We start from the raw sequence: 19,535 nt of genomic DNA on the forward strand, positions 1-19,535 counted from the left end.
TCCGGGCGTCGCATCCCGGTCGTCCACTGAGTTCTCTTGGCGTGCCGTGGCGCGGCGATGGTCAGCTGGTCGCGATCGGTGGTGGCGCGTGCGTCTCGGTGAACAGTCGCGCGAACGCTGTCTCCCAGGGCCATGCCGCCGGGAGGTGCAGGGTGATGCGGCGTGCGGAGCGAGCCAGTCGCGCCGGTACGTGGATGAGGGTGCGGCGGATCGTCGCGGTGGTCGCTTTTGCCAACCGTCCTGCCCGATCGGCGACCACGCCCGCGGCGCGGGTGAGGTTGAACGCGATCACGGCGAGGACGAGCCAGGCGCTGTTCGCGGTGAACACGCCGGAGGGCAGGTGCGCAAGCGGCCCGTTCTTCAGGTCGGCGTGCACTTGCTCGATGATCGCGTGACCGCGGTGGGTCTTATCGGCCTCGACGGTGTCCATCATGTCGGCAGGCGTGGTGGTGAAGAACGCGTGGTGCCGGTAGGTGTCGGACAGTGTCGGCTGCTCCAGGTTCTTCGGGTTCAGGTCGGGGATCCGGCGAACGACCAGCCGCCCTTCGACGCGCTCGGCCTTCTTCCTGGATCGGAACGCGGTGAAGCCGATCTCGGCGACCTCGGCCCTGGAGATCCATTGCCCGGTGGCCTCGTCGCGGATCGCGTCGGTGTACTCGATCTTCGTCCACGCGTCGGCTTCGATCGTCGCGATGGCGGCTTTCACGGCAGGGTCCATCCGGACCGTGACCGAGACGTCGGCGCCGGCTTTGATCGCAGTGCCGACGGTGGCGTGACCGTAGAACGCGGAATCCGCCCGCAGCAGCGGCCGCTCCCCGCCCGTGTGGGTGCGGCGCAGGGTGGCGAGGGCGTCACCGACGATCCGGGCGGCGCCTTTCGGGGACCCGGTCTTCCCCTGCCGCAGCCGCTGGCTCAGGATCACCGGCGCTGACGAGGTGGTCGACGCTGTGGCGAGCAGCGCGTTCAAGCCCCGGACGCCGGAGTATCCGAACCCGGCGCCCTGCTTCTGGTATCCGTGGACCTCGATGATGGTGTCGTCCAGATCCACCATCACCCGCTCTCCGGCCCGCGCCTGCAGCAGCGACGCCTGCCCGGCGACGGTCGTGAGGACGCGGGACGCGACGGCGTCGAGTTGACGGACATGCCCGAACCGGAACTCCCGCAGGAACGATCCCAGCGTCGACGGCGCATACGTCCGGTCGAACAGCCGCCCCATCCCACCGTGGCGGAGCAGGTTCATGTCGTCGATCGAGTCCGCCCCGGCGAGCATCCCCGCGACCAGCGCAGAGACCTTCGCTCCGGCGTTGGAGCCCTTGTCGGTCGGGACGCTCAACCGGTCTTGGGCCAACTCCGCCAGTCCGGCCCGCTGCGCGAGTCGCAGCATCGGGACCAGACCTGCCGCCGACACCAGATTCGGGTCATCGAAGACCGCTGACACCGCAGCGGGGGCGTGCTTGAATTGCATCTACGAGATGCCTCTCGTTTCTGGAAACTAGAACCTTAGACAAGCTCTATTTTCCCTGATCCGAGGGGCATTTCCGTGTCACGACGCCCGCTCGTCACCCAGCTTCATCGGTGGATCGAGGCTTAGTAGCGGTCCTTCTCCCAGAAGATGTATTCCTGGTCGTCGTCGGTGATGCCGGACTCAATGCCGATCGACCGTAGCCAGGCGTTCATCAGCCGGCAGAGATCGGCCAGCACGGCGCCGAGCTGATCGGTGGTCATGGGTTCGTCGACCGGCCGCAGCCGGTGGAAGGTCAGGCTCCAGGCGTCCCAGCTGTCTTCGACGTAGTCGGTCCAGCCCTCGGGGAGCGGGTCGGGGCGGCGGGGCTTGCCGTTCTCGTCGAGGCCGAGTTCGGGGGCGAGGTAGGCGAGGACGCGGACCAGGCCGTTCGCGGCGTTGAGGGTCCGGTAGGCAGCCTCGCCGATATCGGCGCGCCAGGTGCGCTTGGCCTCGTTGAGCTCTGAGCGCAGGTGCGCGATCGCGTCGGTGAGGTGGTCGACGTGGTGCAGCGGCGACGGCGCGTGGATGGCGGTGTATTGCTCGATGCGGTTATCGTCGACGTGCGCCGCGAGCGGCTTGCGGCAGGCCGCGTCACTCTTGCTCAGGCCCTCCACGTCCTGGTAGGCGTCCGCGTCCTCGCCGCGCAGCCGCAGTGCGGCATGACCGGCCTCGTGCCGGCTCAGGTGCTCGGCCGCGGCGATCACGTGGGCGATGAGCGCCTCGACAGACTCGACGTCTTCCCGGGTGGCGAACAGGACGTTCGCGGAGACCACGATGTCGAATGTGCCGTCGTCGTGCGGGAGAGTGATCGCTCCGGCATGACCGGCGCCGCGGTCCGTGGTGTAGGGGTTGTCTTCGGCGCGTTCGGTGACCCGGTTCACGGTCGCGACCATGTCGCCGGTGAGCGTCAACCGCCAGAGCGACGTGTCCGGGAGCAGCTCGACGATCCCGGTCACCAGGGTCTGCAGCAGTCCCTGCTGCTCGATCATGAACGACAACGCGCCGGCCAGCTCCGGATCGTCGTAGTCCTCGGAGAATCCGTCGAGCGAGACGCTGATCGGTGGGGCAGGAGTGTCGGTCATCACGGTCACCATAGACGACCCCGACGACACCGCTGCCGGCGCGGCCCGGACTGGGGCTCGTGCGTCACTGCCCCCGCAGCGGGTCGATAGTGCGTTCGATGAGACCGTGGGAGGGGCAGAGCCAGACCAACTGCAGCGAGTCGTCGATGTGACCGGGCTCGAGCGGCTCACCGCAAACCGGGCAACTCCGGCCCGGTGGGAATCCGTCGACGTCGACGGGCTTGGCGGCCATCACAACGATACCGGTGGATCCGCGGCCAGCGAGTCAGGCTCGTTGATGAACGCCAGGAACCGCCGCCCCTTCTCCGAGGTGCGCGGTGCGAACACGCCCTGCGAGGTCATCATCGTAGTCAGCGGGATGGAGGCGAGGCCCGCCCGTTCGAGGTCCGCGGCGGCCTGGCCGACCGGGCCGCGCCAGACGCTCTGCGGGACGCCGAGCGCGGTGCCCAACGGTCCGTCGATGCCGCCCATCATGATGTTCGCGTGCTGGGCGTAGAGGTCGCGGGACTGCAGCCAGCCGGTGGGGTCGGTGAAGTAGTGCAGCAGCCAAACGTGCAGCTCGTCGAACTCGTCGACCAGCCGCGTGAACTGCTCACGCTCACTCGCCGAGAACGGCGCCCAGGACCCGCCGTTGGCGACCGCGGCGGCCAGACGCTGCCGCTTGTGCTGGCTGGCGGTCTCAGCCGCGGCGCGTTGCGCCCGGGTGACCGCGGCGATGAACTCGTCCGACCCGACGATGTCCTCGTTCGTCGCAGCCTCGTCCAGCCGCGAGGTCGCGTCGGTGAGTGCCCGTGCGATCGCGACGTTGAACTCATGCTGCCGCTCGGCCTGCCTCGTCTCCAGCGCGTGCGCGAGCGTCTCGGCGGCGAGGGGGCCGACGATGGGAACCAGCGAGAGCGCGGCCTTGCCCGCGAAGGCGAGCGTGTCCTCGGCGGGTTCGTGGGGCGGGACGAGCGCGTCCAGATCGGTCATGCAATCCATGATGGATCAGCCAGCCGACATCTCGGAGGGGTTCGTCCGCTGCTGTGCGTGCGCGGGGCAGAGCGTCCAGACCGACCCGCGGATCGTGACCTGCTGGGCGGGCTGGCCGCAGTCCTCGCAGGGAGTCGCGCTTTCGTCCGCGGCATCCCGGATGATGTCCGAGAACTGGGCCGCGTCGGGGTGGTCGGCGTCTTCGGGGCGCGCGTAGTAGCGAAGGGTGCCGAACTTCGTCTTGCACTGCTCGATGACGTAGCCCGGCGAGATCTCGGCGAGCTGTCGATCCAGCCGGGCGAGAAGCTCGAACCATCCCGGGCCGACGTCGATGGTCTCCGCCCAGCCGTCCGCGATGCGGCCGGCGATCGCCTGGATCTGCGGGGGAAGCTCATCGTTCATGCTGTCGAGTCTGCCGTGGCCGCGGATTAGCGTGTGAGCGCGCTGTAGCGGGCGTTGCTGGCCACGACGGCTTCCGCCCAGCGGGTCGCGGCGACGATATGCAGGCCGGTCAGGCGTGCGATCACTGGGGCGGGGAGCTCCTGGGCGAGGGAGGCCAGCGCGCCGGCGCGGGCGTGACGGGCTCGGATGCCGAACTTCGCCAGCCGGTCGGTGAGGGAATCGCGGGAGAGCGGGGCGCCGTGATGCTGTCCGGGGAACAGCCAATCGGATTCTCCGGCATCGGTGAGCAAGCGTGGCGCGTCGCGGTGCTCGCGAGCGGCGATCGCCAGCTGCCCGATCGCCTCGGGCAGCTCCAACGGGTCCGACCCGAGACGGATCATCACCGGGTCTGGTGCGGTGATGTCGGTCACGCGCAGCAGATGCAGCCGGGCCACCGGGATCCCGAACAGCAGCAGCAGTGCGCCCGCGAGCCGGGTGCGGGGGTCGCCGTCGTGCGCGCTGAGCACCCGGCCCAGCAGTTCCCAGCGTTCGTCGACGCTGGCGCCCGTCGGCGTGTTGGGGGTGCGGGTCAGGGAAGGGACGTGCAGGCGGGGGCAGGTGCCGTCGCGGGCGGCCCACTCCAGGAAGGCCGCGACGCGTCGGCGAAGCCTGGGGCCCTCGAGCAGCCAGAGATCCAGCCGCGCCTGGTCGAGCATCGTCAGCGATTCCGAGCGTGCGGTGAGCCAGCCCAGCAGGCCGAGGACCTGGGTCAGTTCCTGCCGTCGCCCGTCTGATTGCCGCCGCCCGGTCTGGCGGTCCTGCTCGCGCAGCTGCCGCAGATGACGCCAGCGGACGAATCGGTCGAACAGGCGGCGATGGTCCGGGTCGAGGATCTGCGCCGACCGGTCCTGGCACCAGGTCTCGAACCGGACCAACTGCTCGTCCCGCGCAGGGAGCAAGCCATACTCGGCCAGCAGCGCCCGGACGGGGGCAGTCGACCCAGGCGTGCCCAGCCGGTCCAGCAGCGCGTGGCTCAGCGGCTCCGTGCCGGAGACGGCCTCCCGCAGGATCGCGACCGTCGTGTTGCGGCGGAAGGCGTCCAGGGTGCGTCGCTCGTCCGCGGCCAGGAACCGCTCGCGCAGTGTCGCGAGCATCGGAATGGCTGCCACGACATCGTCCGGGAGCAGTTCGCGGATCTTGTCGTCGGCGTAGCAGCGGTCACACCAGCGGCGGTGGTGCAGCCGTCCGTGCGTCCCGCAGCGACGGCAATCGCGGAACATCAGCGGGCTGGTTCGGGCGCAACGCTGGCAGAGCGGCCCCTGGTCGGTGCGTGCGCTGACCCGCGCTTCGCGGCCGCAGCCGATGCATGCCTCCACGATGTGCGGGGCGCAGTTCCAGCAGAGCGGCTCCCCGTCCGGGGTGTGCCGGATCGGGAGCACCACCCGGGCGCAGACCGAGCACGGTTTGCGGGGGAGCGCGCAAGGCGTGCAGATCGCCTTGGGTGTGCCCGCGAACCGGCATTCCCGCTCTCGCCCGCAGCGGTGACAGATGTCCACCCGGGCGGCGGCGTAGCAGGTCAGGCAGATCGCCTTCTCGGTGCCGGGGAACCGACACGGACCCGAGGTGCCGCACACCGTGCAGACATCGGTGCCGGGCGCGGTCCGGCAGCCGGAACACATCGGCCCGTCCGAAGTGCGCACCGCGATCAGCCGGTGGTTCCCGCAGCCGATGCACTCCGCGGAGGATTCGGGCAGCTGGTTCGTGCAGGCCTGGCAGAGCCTGTCACCGTTGGGGCGGCGTAGCTCCAAATGGGCCGTGTTGCCGCATCCGTCGCAGACCGCCCGGTGCGTGGCTTTGTAGCAGGCGCCGCAGCAGATCCGCCCCTCGAGTCGGTCCGGGAGCTTCCGGACCCGGCCGCAGTGCCCGCAGGTCAGGGCTGGCAGCTGGGCGCCGAGCTCACGCAGCCGCTCGTAGAACGTGGCAAACAGGACCGACGATGCCGGCGGGTCGGCGATCCAGTCGGCGCCGAACAGCTCGCATTCCAGCGCGAGTCGCAACGTGCGATCCGCCTTCAGTCCCTCGGTCGCGGTCAGCATCATGTAGAGAGTCCCGCCGGGAATCCGCTCGGCGACGAACCTGTCCAGGCGCTCGTCGGCGACGTCCTGCAGCGCCCGCCAGCAGGAGCGGCAGTAGGCCCGGTCGCCCACTTGCGCGTGCCGCAGCTGCCCGCTCCGCTCGCATTCGACGCAGTCGATCAGCACGTCCAGGCGCGCCCGCCCGCAGGCCGCGCAGATCCGATCCTCACCGTCCCGGCAGACCAGCAACTCCACCCGGCCGCAGCGTGCGCAGCCCGGCGGGCGAACCGTGCTGCCGCCGGCGTCGGCGAGATCGAGCAGGATGCGATCCAGCAATCGCGGGATCCGCGTCGACCCCGACACCAGCATCCCCGGATCCTTGGTCAGCTGTGCGAGCAGACGCCGCCCTGCGGGTTCCCGGACGATCGTGCGGTTCACGATCTGACGGATGACATCTCGCGTGACGGTCGTCTCGACCTCGGCGATGACCGCGACCAGGACGTCGCGGACCTCGTCACCCATCCGTCGGGATCACGCGCGCCCGCGGCGGACGCAGACCCTTCTCCCGCAACGTCGCCGCGCCGCCCGCGGACCGGTCCTCGCCGTCGGTGCCGGTCGCCGCCGCTGAGGCTCCCAGGTCGACCTTGCGGACCAGGTCGTCCGCGCTGCACTCGAAGATGTCCATCAGCGCGACAAGCACGTGCATGTTCAACCGTTCCGGCTTCTCAGTCGCCAACCGATAGATCTGGCTCGCCGACAACTCGATCCCGCGCTCACGCAGCAACGGCACCAGCTTCGACGTCGCGAAGATCCCCGACGCCGCCATCACCTCACGCAACCGCCACTCATACCCGATCACCTTCATCGGCCCGCTCCTTCCTCCTGCGGCCGCAGCCGCTCCAACGCATCCCGCATCATCTTGTTCGCGAAGTCGCCGCTGACCCCGGTGTAGATCGACGTCGTGGACTGGTGCTGATGCCCGACCTGCCGCTGCACGAACACCGGATCCACGCCCTCCTCGATCAGATGCGTCACGTAACTGTGCCGCAGCGCGTGCGGAGACAGCACCCGGTCGAACCCGAGGTCGTCCCGGTAGGCGGCGAACCGGTCCGACAGCTCCCTCGTCCGCAGCCGGGTGCCGCGCTCCGAGAACCACAGCGCCCGCTCACCATCCGGCCGCATCAGCGGCCAGACGTTCTCCAGATAGTCCTGCACCGCCTCCACCGCCCAGTCCCGCAGCGTCACCACTGATCGCCGCTTGGGTGGGCCGCCCCGCGACGACTTTCCGTAGCGGACGTGCAGCATCCCGAACTCGCCGAACTCCGGGGCGTGCGCGTTGCGGTAGAAGTCGGTCACATCCAGATGGACCGCCTCGTTCGCGCGCAACCCCCAGGCATACGTCACCCGCAGCAGCACCGCATCCCGATACGCCGGCAGCGCGCCCTTGCGGCCGCTCTCCAAGCACCGCTCGACCTCCGCATCGGCGCGGTCGAACAGCGCCTGCAGCTCGTCTCGCGTCAACGGACGCCGCCCTGGCCGGCCCTCGTAGTCCTGCAGATGCCGGGTCGTGTTCCAGTCGTGGCAGACCTGCACCGGGTGCGTCCCGAACCGCAGCTCGCACTCCGCCACCCAGCCGTAGTGCTCCGACGTCAAATAGTCGCAGAACTGCCGCACCGCCTGCTGATAGCCGCGGATCGTCGACGGTGCCAACTGCCGCACCGACACCAGATCCAGCATCCACTCATCGAACAAGCCCGCCGACCACAGCCACGGCCAAGAGACCGCATGCGCATGGAACTGCCGCACCGCGCGCACCGTCCCGGTCACGTAGTCCTCGCGCAGCCCGCGCCCGCCCAACTGCTGCGCCCGCCAGCCCGTCAGCATCGCCTCGAACACGGACTCCTCGGCACGCAGCAACGACACGCCAGAGGCCAGATACAACCCCGCAACACCGTGCGCCACCTGCCCTGAAACCACCCGAAACACTCCCATCAAACGCAGACAATATGCATCTAACGCGAAGAAGCAGACTGAGCGCAAATTGGTCCCCGTCAGGAAGCGGCACCCACGGGGCTCGCTGTACGATCAACGACACCTAGCACCCCACAGAAACCTGCATCAGACGCAAAAGGGCGCGCTTTTCGCGTTCGTGGGTCGCCAGGTGCACGTCGAGATCGACGGCGATGACTTCTACATCGACCTGTTGTTCTTCCACGTCGAGCAGCTGCGATACGTCGTCGTCGAGCTCAAGACCACCAAGTTCACCCCGGCAGACGCCGGCCAGCTCGGCTTCTACGTCGCGGTCGTCGACGACCTCTACCGCATCCGTGAGAAGCACCTTCCCACGCTCGGGATCCTGCTGGTCGCCGGCAAGAACGACACAGTCGTCCGCTATGCGCTCGCCTCGACAACGTCGCCGGTCGCAGTCAGCCGGTACCAGCTCGACGAGGCCGACCAGAAGGCGCTCCCCGACGAAGCGGCGATCACTCGGGCCTTCGCCGACGAGCTAGCCCGTGACGCGGGGGACGAGTGAGTGTCGGGCGAGTACTACAGCCCCGAGGGGGAGTACCTACGGCGCGTGCTGGATCGCCGGCATGCGCGGCGCGAGGTCGCGGCCGCGGGCTGGTGGTCGCGTCGACGAGCGCTCGGCCGGCTCCGCGAGCTCGAGGAGAGCGATGGCCTCGAGTCGGTTGCGCAGCGGTGGGCGCGCGAGCTGCTGCGCACCGAGATCGCGAACGCTTGGGCCCGAACCTCCCGACACTCCAACGAGTGGCATCCGCGCCTGCTCGAGCGACTTCCCGGCCTCGCTGAGGAAGCCGCGGCCGAGGCGGTTCTGCAGGCCGGTGACGATGAGCTGCTCCACCCGCTGCTCACCGCCGCGGCCGCGGAGCAGATCGCGCGCGAGAACGTCGACCGGGTCAGGCGTGTGGTCGACGACCCCACGATCTACTTGCTGCGCACCACGACGCCGGACGGGGATCCGATGGTTGTGCTGCAGCATGCCGCGAGCGGGCTGCGCGGCCGCTTCGCCGTTGATCCTGTCGACGGGTTCGGCGACGTGTTCTCCAAGCCCTACGACATCCCGTCGATCAACCCCGACAACCCCCACGATGACGGCAACCGATGGGAGCTGTACGCGGGTCTCGGCATCGGCCGGCGCCTGTACCTTGCCGCGGCCGAGATCCGCCCGCACATCCGGTGGCGCGCCGGCATCCAGAGCCCCTACGCGGTGCCGCTGCGCACCAGGCTGCACAACGCCGATCCGTACCACTGGGCAGGGCATTGCGCCTGGTGCAGCGAGCGACGGATCATCTGGCGTGAAGCCGGGCCGGCCGAGTTCAGCGAGCACCCGATCACGCCGGCGCCGGCAGCGATCGCCCCCCGTCTCATCGAGGTCACGACGAGCTCGAGGTAGGGGTCACCCTCCATGGATGCTCGCGCCGACAAAGACCGGGGGAGCGGGAACCGTTCGCAGCACGTCCTCGCGGCTGCACACCACGCACACCAGCACGCCGGGGCGATCGCGCATCACTACGCCGCAGCAGTGCGGCTGAACGCCGATCGCCAGTCCGTCGTCGACCATTCCGCGACGCTACGCCCCCGGCCCGATCGCGCGGGCTATCTCTCCACAGGCGACCTTCCCTGGGGCTACGTTTTGTGGCACAATACCTGTATGGGGATCGAGTGGCCGAAGTCAGCTGACAAGCACGACATTCCCCACGCCGATGCGCTCTACGCCATGCAGAACGCGATCTATACGAGCACCAAGGTCAAGATCAACGAAGGAGACTCCCGCAACCAGCGTCGCGTCTTCGTCGGCCCGCAACACGCGCAGACTGATCGGCTGATCGAAGTGCTCATTGAACTCAAGCCCGGCGGCAACTTCGTCGTCTACCACGTCATGCCGCTGGGCGCCTACTACCGCCGACAGATGGAGGAGGAGATCGGATGACCCTCAACAAGAAGGACCAGGAACGCTACGCCGACCTCGCGGCGCTCGAGGAACAGCCCACCGGCGCGTCGACGCCGGGGGAGAGCGCCCACGGCGCCGACGCGGCAGCCATCGGGCAGCAGATGCTCCTCGACGCCCTCGGAAGCACACAGGCCGTCGCACGAGCGGTCGGCGGACGGCCCCGCGTGGGAGGGACGGCAGCAGGCGCCGGCTCCTCCCCGACGATCCGCACCCGCGTCACCCCGACCCGCAAGCGCGAAGTCGACCAGCTGCGCGCCCAACTGGGGATGAAGAGCGACTCCGACGTCGTCCGGGCAGCACTCGACGAGTACGTGCAACGGCATCTGCAGGCCAGCGCATGAGCCGCCGGGGACCGCTCGAGGCCGAGCTGTACGAGCAGTTCATCGACCAAGGCCTGGACGGGATGAGCGCTGAGATCATGTCATCCGAGATCGCGGCCGACTCTGGCGAGCGGGTCTCGGAGTACGAGCGCGTCGATGTCGGAGACACCGACTAAGGTCCGCGCCATGCGTGTCATTGGGACCATCCGCAGCACCGCCACCGAGCGGATCACCGTCGAGGCAAGCAGCTACCAGGAGGCGCGCGAGCTGCTTGAGACACAGATCCCCGAAGGCCACGAGCTCATCGCCATCCGCACAGACACAGACGCCGACACCTGACCATGGACGCACTCGCCACCGACCCGATCCCTGCAGCTCACGCGCGAAGCGCCTGGGCCGCAGGGATCGAGCCCCTGCGCGAAGCATTCCCCCTCCACGCCGACAGGCTCATCCGCGCGATCGCCTACTCACACATCGAGCCCCTCCCCACCCCGATCTTCATCGTCGGCGGAACACCATCGACAAGAGACACCCTTGCCGATGCGCTCGCCGAGCTCGCCGGTGAAGTCGAACGACCACGCATCGACCCACTCACGTTCGCCGGGATCCGCCGTGCCGTAGTCCCCAACAAGCCACTCGTCCTCAACAGCGCCCCCCACGTCAGCCCCCGCTCTCCCCTTAGCGGGCTCGACGAGATCGAGGTAGAGAGCTTCATCTCGTTCTCAACCCCACTCAGCAAAGCATCCGCCCTGATCGTCGCCAGCTCTCAGACAATCCAGCCACTCAGCGCGAATCGCTCCATCACGATCGAGCTGCCCCAGAGACCGCGCAGCGTTCAACCGCTACGCGCCATGTCGAGCGAACCTGCAGCCGCCGGCCGACGCATCATCGCGAGCTACCTGCAACAGAGCACACGCCACCTGGACCTCAACGAGCACGCGATCAACATCGCCCGCCATCCCGACTACGACAAGCCCCGCCGCCTCGGCGCAGCGTTCTACCTCGGCGACACGATCCTGCGCTCCCTCGGGCTCGACACCCCAGCTGCCCCGGCGACCTCATGGCTCAGCCCAGACGACCAGATCGTCTGGGCTCTGCGCGATGCCGTCAGGTATCTCCTCGCAAACGGCGGAGAACTCACCGACAACGCCAGCGACAGCAAGGAATGGGTGATCGGCCGTGCCGATCGCGACTACCTGTACATCCGGCCAACCGAGGCGCTGCCATTCATCCGAGCCGCCCACGGCGACCCGAATCTCAGTATCAAAGCAATCACCGCGGCGCTGCGGCGCCTGTACCTGATCACATCCAAGACCGGGACTGTGAGCGTGCGGATCGGTGGGGAACCGACCCGCGTCTGGAAGATCCCCACCGACCGCGAGCTCTAACGCGACACGCCGAACAGCAGGGCGGGATCTCTCCCCGACGGGGCCAAAGAGCCCCTCTCGAAGCGACGCCGTCGACATCCCCACGGATCCCGTGCGAACGTAGACGTAACGGGAACCTGCCCCGCCACGCGCATCGGTACACTTTTGAGGTGTACCAACGAATAAGCCATTGATCTGGGGTTTTTCTTCTCGCGGTACACCTGTGATCTGGCAAGGTGTACCAGCAATTTTAGACTCTTGACCAGGCTATTTTCCGTCTCCGGTACACCTGGTACACCTTTTCAGCGCAAGCCCTCACACATGCGCGCCCGCGCGAGGCGAGAAAGGTGTACCAACGGCGATGTCGAACTTTTTCCGGGAACCGATGTCCGCGAAGGGTCCGAGGTTGGGCCTATACCTGACATGGGCGAGAAGACACGGCGGCGGGACACTTCGCGGCAATCCGTGATTCTGATTCAGGATCGTGCTAGAACGGGGACATGCCAGCGACAGCTAACAAGCCGGGACGCCGCAACTACGGCCCTCGTGCGACGAGCACCGTGCGGTACCCGCAGGCGTATCAACCGATTCTTGAGCGCCTCGCCGAGGAAGCAGGAATCCCTCTCAGCAGCTGGCTCGCGCTGGCTGTTTCCAAGCAGGCCGGCCTCGAGATCCCTGACTACGTCCAGGACGAGCTCAAGAAGGCCGAGCATGAGCGTGCTATCCGTGCGACAGAACAGGAGCTTGAGTTGCCACGATCGGCATAAACGACTCGACCCCCTCTGGTCTGCAAACCATCGGGGGTCTTGAGTGCTTTTGGGTCACAGCCTCCTGCAAGAGGCTGATCAGATTTCTGATGCTGCATCAGAGTTCGTCAGTTAGGACGTTCATGATTATAGCCGCGATATTGCGGATGTCTAGCGTTGGTGTGGCCGTCGTGTCGCACCCGCTGGGCGATGCAGCGTGCACCCGAGGGGGTGTGCTGCAGCGATGACGCTTGAGTACACCGGCACGGCGACGGCTACGAACTCCATGGACCGCGTTCTCGAGGCGCTCGAGCGCGGTGGGTGGAAGCCTCGCCGCAACGGGAGCCAGCACATGGCGCTGTGCCCCGTGCACGGTGACGCGATGCCGTCGCTGAGCATCCGTTACGACCGGGCCGGCGGCAAGGTGATGATGCACTGCTTCGGCTGCGGTGATGCCTTCGACCTCCGTGACGTGTGCGGCGCGATCGGCCTGACCGTCAGTGACCTGTTCGACGCGCCACTGCCCGCCGACCGCCGCACCAGTCAGCGCACCCCGAGGGCGAAGCGGCCTTCGCTGCCGCCGCGGCTGACGCAGGATGAGCTCGCCCCCAAGACCCCGGACCTGACGGGCGCGACGTGGCGCCAGGTGAAGGTCTACGAGTACGTCGACGACAGCGGCGTCGTCCTGCAGCGGGTCCACCGCGAAGAGACCCCCCTGGACGGGCAGCGGCACAAGCGGTTCACCCAGAGCTACCGCGGCGCCAACGGCCGGTGGGTCAAGCGCAAGCCGGAAGGCTTCGCCCCCCTGCTCTACAACCTCGCCGCGATCCGCGCAGCGGTCGCCGCCGGCGGGGATGTGTGGCTGCTCGAGGGGGAGAAGGACGCGGACAGCGCGATCGCCGAGGGCCTGGCCGCGACCACGAACGCTGGCGGCGCTACGGCTTTCCCCGCCGAGCTGCTCGAGCACTTCCGGGGCGCCTCGGTCAACCTGGTCGTCGACAACGATCCCGCCGGCGCACAGCGTGCTGCGGGTGTCGGTGCGCAGCTGGCCGAGCTCGGCATCCCGGCGCGGATCTTCCTGCCCAACCTCGACGATCGCAAGTCGGACTTCACCGACCACATGGACGCTGGTGGAACGGTCGCCACGCTCGTCGAGATCACCGTCGACGACGCCCGTGCGATCGTCGCCGCGGCCGAGGCCGACAAGCTCGTGCACGGGCGCACCGGCGTTGCGGTGTGCCTCAAGGAAGCGACCGCACAGCTCGAGCAGAGCCAGCAGGACCGGGCGACTTCCGAGCAGCACGCCGAGGCATGGGCGCGGGAGTCACTCAACCGCCTCGAACGGATCAAAGCGATCGACCCGGGCCTGGATGCGGAGCAGCTCGGCGACCGCGGCCGCACCGCCCTGCAGGAGTACGCGGCCGCGGTCGCCGAGGGTGCGCGGATCGCCCGCGACACCTACATCGTCGCGGGCCTCGACGTGCCCCAGGCGGTCGCTTCGTCGATCGTCGCGATCCGTCCCGACGTCGACGAGCAGCCGCCGGCTGAGACCGTCGAGATCACCCCTGCCGCACCCCGCACACAGACCGGCAGCGGAGGCGGCAACGGGGGAGTGTTCTTCGGGAACGACAACCCCGAGGACCAGCCCGAGAAGCGCCCGTTCATCCAGGGCAACCACTACGACGTCGTCGAGGGGCAGACCGTGCTCATCAAGCACACCCCTGGCGACGAGGACGACAAGTACTTCCGAGTCATGCGCGGGTGGGCGGAGGTCCAGACCGTCGCCATCGAGGACGACGGCACCGACAATGAGATCGCCCGACCCCCGCACCTGTACGTGATCAAGTTCTCCCGGTGGGTTCCGAACGACCGCGGCTACCCGACCCGCGACCCGGACACGGGCCAGTTCAAGACCGAGTCGGTCACCCTGAAGTACACCGAAGACCAGATCCGCGACGGGTCATGGTCAAAGGCGATGCCCTGGCCGGGGTTCCTCGAGTCGAACAGCCGCCGCGGCGCGGATCAGGCGTGGGATGCGATGAACGCGATCAAACCGCCGCGGAACAACAGCATCGTCCACACCACGGTCGGATGGCGCACCGCCGAAACCGGCGACTACTTCGTACACGCCGCAGGCGCGATCGCCAAGGGCGGCGCGGTCGACGTCGACGTGGACGTGGCAAAGACCTCCGACATCTATGCAATGCCCGCCCCCACCACAGACCGCGACGCGCTGCGTCAGGCATGGATCGACGGCACCGTGGCGCTGCGCGAATCTGAGCTCCCGGCCCGCGTGATCGCCCCCCTGCTCGGCCACTCCTGGACCGCCCCGGTCCTGCCCGGCCCGATCCTGCTGCACCTGGTGGGCGGGTTCGCGTCCTACAAGACCTCCCATAGCCGTCTGGCCGTGCAGTACTTCGCCCCGAACCTCACCCACAACACCAAGGGCCTGATCTCCGGCGCTGCCGGCGGATCCACCGCAATCGGCCTGCAGCGCACCCTCTCCGCGATCAGCAACGTCCCGGTGATTGTCGATGACTTCGCCCCGGACGGCAACGCCAGCGACGCGATCCGCCGCATCAGCACCCTCGGCCGCACCGTGTTCAACGGCATCGGACGCATCCGCGGCAAGCAGCGCGGCGGCGCCGAGGCCGACCGTCCGATCCTTGCCAGCATCATCACGTCCGGCGAGCTGTCCGCCCAGGGCTCCGCCGACTCCCGCATCGTCAACCTGCCGTTGGACCCCGCCACTCTCAAGAACGGCGGCGAGATCTTCGGGCGCCTCGAGTCCCGCCGCGCCCGCCACGCCCGCGCCCTCATCGGCTCGTCGCTCGTGCAGTGGACCGCGGCGCGGCGGCAGCAGCTCGTCAAGGACTTCACCGAGGCCGAGGAGGACAGCGATCACCGCCTGTGCACGCAGGCATACTGGCGCAAGACCATCCCCAGCCAGAACGGGCACGCCGGCCTCCACGACCGCCTCGTGCAATCCGCCGTGGTCCTGGACCGCGGCATCGTGATCATGCTGATGATGCTCCGCGACCTCGACGTCATCACCGCCGAAGAGGCCAAGGACTTCTACGCCTGGGCGCGTGCCGGCATCGCAGAGGCGATCAGCCTGCAGGACTCGTCCGCATCCGACCCCGCCGAGCAGCTGATGGAGTACCTGCGCGAGGCGATCGCCAACGGCAACGCCCACCTGGCCGGCATGGACGGCGCAGTCCCCGAAGACGCGAGCTCGCTGGGATGGACCGACCAGTCCACCGGCATGCACCCGCAGTGGCGCCCCAACGGCCAGCGCGTCGGCATCATCCGCGACCAGCGCCTCTACCTTTTCCCGACCACCGCCATCGCCGTCGCCCGCCAGATGTCACAGCGCGCCGACGAAGCATTCAGCGACACCAAGACCTCACTGTCCTCGTCGATGCTCTCCCACGGGTGGCTCCTCGTCGACGGCGCCGGCAAGCGCAGCGTCGTCCGGCGCACCGGACGCTCAATGCAGCACCGCGTGTGGGACATCCCACTGTCAGCCCTCACCGGCAGCAACCCCGATGAGCCCTCCGGCGGACCCACCAGCGGAGACGGGGGAGCAGGCCCGGACGACTCGCCCGTGGACTTCCCGGCGCTGTTCGACGCCCCGACCGTCGACGAAGCGCCCACGCCCACTCAGCCGGCGGAGCAGACCCCGCAGTCGGCACCGCCGGCCCCGGCCGAGCCCGAGCCCGAGCCCGAGCCCGAGCCCGAGCAGCCTGCAGCTGCAGATTCCCCCGTCCCGACCGCGCCCGCACGTCCGAGCACCACGACGTCGGCCGAGGACTTCCGTGCACCGCTGGGCGTGCTCCACACGGACGGGCTCTGGCTGTCCACGGGTGAGCTGATCACCATCCGCGGTCAGCTCGAGCACGCCGGCCAGCTCGCGCAGCTGGCCACCGACCTGAACCTGGGCACCCGCATCAACCAGGGCACGAACGGTGCACGCAAGACCGAGCGCGGCCAGATCTACCTCACGATGGAAGCCGCCCTCGCGCTCGGCCTCCCGCTGGACACCCTGCCCGAATCCACCGACTCCGACTACGGCAAGCTGCTGCGCGAGGCCACCAAGGGGCACCCGTTCATCACCCTGGCGACCGAGGCCGGATTCTCGCTCAGCGGTGACGGCTCCATGACCGGCAGCATCGACGTGTGGCGCGAGGACAACCGCGGCATCGGTGCGCACATCGCGCTCCTGCCCGCCCAGGACTTCCGCTTCATCAGCACGATCCTCGACGGCGACCCAGACCCGGCCACGATCGCCCGCCGCCTGGGCAAGTTCACCGCGGCGCTCAAGTTCCCCTACCGCAGCAGCGCTGGCACTACCGGCACCAAGCTCATGCGCGCACTGCTGCCCCGCGACAAGCACGACGAGATCTACTACCCGCAGGACCGGCCTGCGCCCGTCAAGGACCAGATGATGGCCGAGGGCGACTTCAACTGGCAGCGCAAGCTCTTCGGCGACGAGATCGAGCAGAAGTGGGCGCACGGGTTCGACCGGGGAGGTTCCTACCTCGCCGCTGCAAGCACCGAGGTCGGCGTCGGCGCGCCCACCCACTACGACGGGCCGCTGCAGTTCACCAAGGCCACGAACAAGCCCGGCTACTGGCTGATCACCGCCCCCGAACCGGGCAGCTGGCTCATGCCCGACATCTTCGCCGCGCAGGGCATCGTCCGCGAAGGGTTCGCCGGGTCTCAGATCTGGGCCAGCACACCCACCCTCGAGCTCGCGAGCGAGATGGGCCTCGAGCTCGAGATCCACGAAGCCTGGCTGTGGGATCGCAAGGCCAAGGTCTTCGAAGCCTGGTACAAGCGCATCCGCGACGCCCGCACCACCCTCGACACCACCGACGTTGACGACCAGGCCGCCCGCGACCTGCTCAAGATCGTCTACGCCGCCGCGATCGGCATGCTCGACTACCGCGGCGACCACGACACCCTCGCCGTGTGGGCCCCGCACCGCCACGACATGATCGTCGCCAAGTCCCGCGCCAACATCATCCGCCGCGTCCTCGCCAACGCCGAGCGCACCGGCCGGTGGCCCGTCGCGATCGAGAAGGACACCGTCGTCTACACCAGCGACCACATCGACCCGCTCGAGGCCTGGCCGGGAGACCCCGCCTGGTTCGGCCGCGGCCTGGGGCAATACAAGTACGAAGGATCCGACCCGCTCGCGCATCACGCCGAGTTCCTCAACTGTGACGGCTCCTACAAGGGCAAGAAATACCTCGAGGAGCTGATCTGATGGCAGTGAGCAAGGGCGCCCAAGCCCGCCAGATGAAAGCGATGTTCGAGGGCCTCACCGGGCAGAAGATCCCCGACTACACCGCCGAGCACCCCGACACCCGCGCCATGCTCCGGTTCCTCTTCCCTGGCAAGAGCGACCGCTTCCCGATCGCGACCGGCCTCGCCGCCAAGAAGCTCGGTGTCTCCCAAGGCACCGTCCAGCGCTGGATCCGCGGCGCGCAGAACCCGCGTGCCGCGATCACCAAGGAGATCACCAAGCGCGTCCGCCAGTCCGTGACCACCCAGCGCGGCCGCGGGCAGCTCGCAAAGCGCGTACAGGCGCAGCTCCCCAACCGGCAGCGCACCATCCGCATCAACGCCCTGCAGGGCCCCTCCTCCGACCCCAACGACAAGAAGTACGTCGCCGAGCGGTTCAGCAACCTCGACATGTCCCCGTTCGAGCAGCAGCAGCTCTACGACGCATGGGTGCAGGGCGGCGACGCCGGAGCCACCGACTACCTCACCGGCATCTACGACACCCGCTACGTCGACGGCTGGCAGTTCCACGGCATCAAGGGCGTCGAGTGGCGCTGATGCCGCCGGCCTCCGCGAGGCGATCCATCCCTCCCACCGCCTAGCTCCCACCCGCGCCGTTGCTCGAATCCGTCGACCCGCGCGATACGCTCTATGTAGTGAATGTCACGCTTTTATCAGGCGTGACCGGACTGACGATCAGAGAAAGGACCAGCCGATGGCAGCCACCATGCCCGAGCTCGTCGACTACGCCTACATCGCCGAGAAGCTCAACGTCTCTCAGCAGACCGTGCGCGTCTACGCCACCGGCACCAAGCAGCGCAAAGAAGGCTTCCCCAAGTCCGCGCTCCCCGAGGGCGCACGCTCGCCGCTGTTCCACAAGAAGGATGCCGACGCATTCATCAAGCAGCGCCTCGAGGAGACCGCCGGCAACACCGAGCAGGAGGAAGCCGCGAAGCAGGCCTACGTCGAGCTCGGCCGCGAGATCAACCTGCGCAGCCGAGAGCAGCTGCAGAGCGCCCTCTTCGACGACCTCAACCTGCCGAAGACGGAGAACCTCTCCGTCTCCACTCCGGCGCTCAAGAAGCTGTACGACGAGACCGGCTCAGCCTTCGTCGGGCACGTTCTCCGGTTCCGCGGAAAGTAGGCCGCAGCGACAGCACGGGCACCCGCGCGTCGTTGACCACGACTGCCGACGTCGCCTATGCTGTGAATGTCACATTCACTAGGTAGGAGGTTGGTCATGGACGTCTCGTCGACCTACATCGACCCCGCCCCGCTCTGGTTCACCCCCGAAAGCGCCAACGTCGAAGCACTCGAGAAGGCCTGGGGCGCCCGCAAGCTCGGCCAAGTCATGGGCGCAGCCCTCGGCAGCTTCAACCGACTCGGCCACGTCGACGCTGGCACCGCCTCGGAGACGTTCGGCGTCTCCGAGGGCACCATCCGCCGATGGATCCGTGACGGCGTGCCACCGCGCCGGATCGGACACGTCATCAGCCTCGTCCGCCCCCCACAGGGCGCCTTCGAGCAGGAGCGGAAAGATCTCGTCTACGCCCGCAGCGCCGTGACCAAAATCTCATCCGACCCCAAGAACGCCGTCGCGCTGTGGGGATACAAGGGCTACCTCGAGCAGTGGGATCTCGCAATCATCAAGATCAAGGACATGCCGGTCCTCACCGTCCGCATGGCCCGCACCGACCGCGATCGCGCCGCCGACAAGCGCCTCGCCGCCGGCGGCAAGCTCGTGGAGATCTCGACCTTCCCGAGCTACTGGGCCGCGGTCGTCGCCCGCAGCGAGCTCCTCGAAGACGTCTACCCTTACCGGGTCC

The 19,535-nt window shown here is 68.3% G+C and carries 19 protein-coding genes; 12 read left to right on the forward strand and 7 right to left on the reverse strand.

Features of this window, described 5'->3' with window-relative positions; all coding sequences use genetic code 11:
• Window positions 1-61: 61 nt before the first annotated feature.
• The 7 genes from DI573_RS00335 to DI573_RS00365 form a co-directional block, all read right to left on the reverse strand.
• Window positions 62-1,465 carry an IS1380 family transposase gene (locus DI573_RS00335; RefSeq protein ID WP_292809463.1) on the reverse strand — a complete coding sequence of 468 codons (1,404 nt, stop codon included), beginning with the start codon at window positions 1,463-1,465 and terminating at the stop codon, window positions 62-64.
• A 122-nt stretch (window positions 1,466-1,587) separates the two neighbouring features.
• Window positions 1,588-2,586, reverse strand: a complete 999-nt coding sequence (locus tag DI573_RS00340; RefSeq protein WP_292809465.1) for a hypothetical protein — start codon at window positions 2,584-2,586, stop codon at window positions 1,588-1,590.
• Window positions 2,587-2,817: 231 nt separating this feature from the next.
• Complete coding sequence (locus tag DI573_RS00345; protein ID WP_292809466.1) at window positions 2,818-3,558, reverse strand: hypothetical protein; 741 nt, start codon at window positions 3,556-3,558, stop codon at window positions 2,818-2,820.
• Window positions 3,559-3,573: 15 nt separating this feature from the next.
• Window positions 3,574-3,960: a hypothetical protein gene (locus DI573_RS00350; protein ID WP_292809468.1), complete on the reverse strand. Its 387-nt coding sequence runs from the start codon at window positions 3,958-3,960 to the stop codon at window positions 3,574-3,576.
• Between the two features lie 26 nt (window positions 3,961-3,986).
• A complete protein-coding gene (locus DI573_RS00355; protein WP_292809470.1) occupies window positions 3,987-6,536 on the reverse strand; it encodes a hypothetical protein in 2,550 nt (849 codons plus the stop codon).
• Window positions 6,529-6,879 carry a helix-turn-helix transcriptional regulator gene (locus DI573_RS00360; RefSeq protein WP_045248424.1) on the reverse strand — a complete coding sequence of 117 codons (351 nt, stop codon included), beginning with the start codon at window positions 6,877-6,879 and terminating at the stop codon, window positions 6,529-6,531. Before DI573_RS00360 ends, DI573_RS00355 begins: the two co-directional genes overlap by 8 nt.
• A complete protein-coding gene (locus DI573_RS00365; protein ID WP_292809474.1) occupies window positions 6,876-8,054 on the reverse strand; it encodes a tyrosine-type recombinase/integrase in 1,179 nt (392 codons plus the stop codon). The genes DI573_RS00360 and DI573_RS00365 overlap by 4 nt, the downstream gene beginning before the upstream one ends.
• 1 nt (window position 8,055) lies before the next feature.
• Between DI573_RS00365 and DI573_RS00370 the strand changes: the two genes are divergently transcribed.
• The 12 genes from DI573_RS00370 to DI573_RS00425 all read left to right on the forward strand — a co-directional run.
• The gene (locus DI573_RS00370) at window positions 8,056-8,547 is read left to right on the forward strand and encodes a PDDEXK nuclease domain-containing protein (protein WP_363331316.1); all 492 of its coding nucleotides are present in this window, start codon (window positions 8,056-8,058) and stop codon (window positions 8,545-8,547) included.
• Window positions 8,548-9,429, forward strand: coding sequence for a hypothetical protein (locus tag DI573_RS00375; RefSeq protein ID WP_292809476.1), 882 nt, complete (start codon window positions 8,548-8,550; stop codon window positions 9,427-9,429). It begins immediately after the preceding gene.
• A 12-nt stretch (window positions 9,430-9,441) separates the two neighbouring features.
• Window positions 9,442-9,966, forward strand: a complete 525-nt coding sequence (locus tag DI573_RS00380) for a hypothetical protein (protein WP_292809478.1) — start codon at window positions 9,442-9,444, stop codon at window positions 9,964-9,966.
• Window positions 9,963-10,328, forward strand: a complete 366-nt coding sequence (locus DI573_RS00385) for a hypothetical protein (protein WP_292809480.1) — start codon at window positions 9,963-9,965, stop codon at window positions 10,326-10,328. Before DI573_RS00380 ends, DI573_RS00385 begins: the two co-directional genes overlap by 4 nt.
• A complete protein-coding gene (locus DI573_RS00390; protein ID WP_157523974.1) occupies window positions 10,325-10,483 on the forward strand; it encodes a hypothetical protein in 159 nt (52 codons plus the stop codon). Before DI573_RS00385 ends, DI573_RS00390 begins: the two co-directional genes overlap by 4 nt.
• 10 nt (window positions 10,484-10,493) lie before the next feature.
• A complete protein-coding gene (locus DI573_RS00395; RefSeq protein ID WP_197462131.1) occupies window positions 10,494-10,646 on the forward strand; it encodes a hypothetical protein in 153 nt (50 codons plus the stop codon).
• 2 nt (window positions 10,647-10,648) lie between these two features.
• A complete protein-coding gene (locus DI573_RS00400) occupies window positions 10,649-11,695 on the forward strand; it encodes a hypothetical protein (RefSeq protein ID WP_292809483.1) in 1,047 nt (348 codons plus the stop codon).
• 479 nt (window positions 11,696-12,174) lie between these two features.
• On the forward strand, window positions 12,175-12,441 hold the full coding sequence (locus DI573_RS00405) for a hypothetical protein (RefSeq protein WP_157523976.1): 267 nt from the start codon (window positions 12,175-12,177) through the stop codon (window positions 12,439-12,441).
• A 223-nt stretch (window positions 12,442-12,664) separates the two neighbouring features.
• Window positions 12,665-17,692, forward strand: a complete 5,028-nt coding sequence (locus DI573_RS00410; protein ID WP_292809487.1) for a CHC2 zinc finger domain-containing protein — start codon at window positions 12,665-12,667, stop codon at window positions 17,690-17,692.
• The gene (locus tag DI573_RS00415) at window positions 17,692-18,267 is read left to right on the forward strand and encodes a hypothetical protein (RefSeq protein WP_292809489.1); all 576 of its coding nucleotides are present in this window, start codon (window positions 17,692-17,694) and stop codon (window positions 18,265-18,267) included. Before DI573_RS00410 ends, DI573_RS00415 begins: the two co-directional genes overlap by 1 nt.
• Before the next feature lie 157 nt (window positions 18,268-18,424).
• The gene (locus tag DI573_RS00420) at window positions 18,425-18,853 is read left to right on the forward strand and encodes a hypothetical protein (RefSeq protein WP_292809491.1); all 429 of its coding nucleotides are present in this window, start codon (window positions 18,425-18,427) and stop codon (window positions 18,851-18,853) included.
• 96 nt (window positions 18,854-18,949) lie between these two features.
• A partial coding sequence (locus tag DI573_RS00425) for a hypothetical protein (protein WP_292809493.1) occupies window positions 18,950-19,535 on the forward strand: 586 nt, incomplete at its 3' end.

It is taken from the genome of Microbacterium sp. (genome assembly GCF_003248605.1).
GTDB lineage: Bacteria > Actinomycetota > Actinomycetes > Actinomycetales > Microbacteriaceae > Microbacterium.